This is a genomic window from Mesorhizobium sp. M7A.F.Ca.CA.004.12.1.1, from assembly GCF_003997835.1.
Lineage (GTDB): Bacteria > Pseudomonadota > Alphaproteobacteria > Rhizobiales > Rhizobiaceae > Mesorhizobium.
The window spans coordinates 1-969 of sequence record NZ_RZRK01001300.1 but is presented as its reverse complement, the minus strand read 5'-3'; the positions used below and the strand labels follow the sequence as shown (position 1 = coordinate 969).

1 protein-coding gene is annotated in these 969 nt (G+C 62.6%); it reads right to left on the bottom strand.

The features are described 5' to 3' along the window. Nucleotides 1-969, bottom strand: a 969-nt coding sequence (locus tag EN984_RS35940; protein ID WP_127384422.1) for an NADH-quinone oxidoreductase subunit D, incomplete at both ends; no start/stop codon positions are given.

Genomic DNA, 969 nt, shown 5'->3' with positions numbered 1-969 from the left:
GAGGAAATCCATCGCCTGCAGATGCGCGAAACCCGGCGCGCGCAGCTTGCAGCGGTAGGGCTTGTTGGAGCCGTCGGAAACGAGATAGACGCCGAATTCGCCCTTCGGCGCCTCGACCGCGGCGTAAACCTCGCCGGCCGGCACGCGATAACCCTCGGTGTAGAGCTTGAAGTGATGGATCAGCGCTTCCATCGAGCGCTTCATCGCCTGGCGCTTGGGCGGCACCACCTTGCCGTCGAGGTTCGACACCGGCCCGGTGCTTTCCTTGCCGAGCAGGAGATCGACGCACTGGCGCATGATCTTCGCAGACTGGCGCATTTCTTCCATGCGCACGAGGTACCGGTCGAAGCAGTCGCCGTTCTTGCCGATCGGAATGTCGAAATCCATTTCCGAATAGCATTCATAGGGTTGCGACTTGCGCAGGTCCCAGGCAGCACCCGAACCGCGCACCATCACGCCCGAAAAACCCCAGGCCCAGGCATCGGCCAGCGAGACGATGCCGATGTCGACATTGCGCTGCTTGAAGATGCGGTTGCCGGTCAGCAGCTGATCGAGGTCGTCGATCGACTTCAGGAACGGGTCGATCCACTTGCCGATGTCCTCGACCAGTTTCTGCGGCAGGTCCTGGTGGACGCCGCCGGGACGGAAATAGGCGGCATGCATGCGCGAACCGGAGGCGCGCTCATAGAACACCATCAGCTTTTCGCGCTCGACGAAGCCCCATAGCGGCGGCGTCAGCGCGCCGACGTCCATCGCCTGCGTCGTCACATTGAGGATGTGCGACATGATGCGGCCGATTTCGCAGTAGAGAACGCGGATCAGCTGGCCGCGCTTCGGCACTTCGATGCCGAGCAGGCGCTCGGCGGCGAGCGCGAAGGCGTGCTCCTGGTTCATCGGCGCGCAATAGTCGAGCCGGTCGAGATAGGGAATCGCCTGCAGGTAGGTTTTGGCCTCGATCAGCTTTTCGGT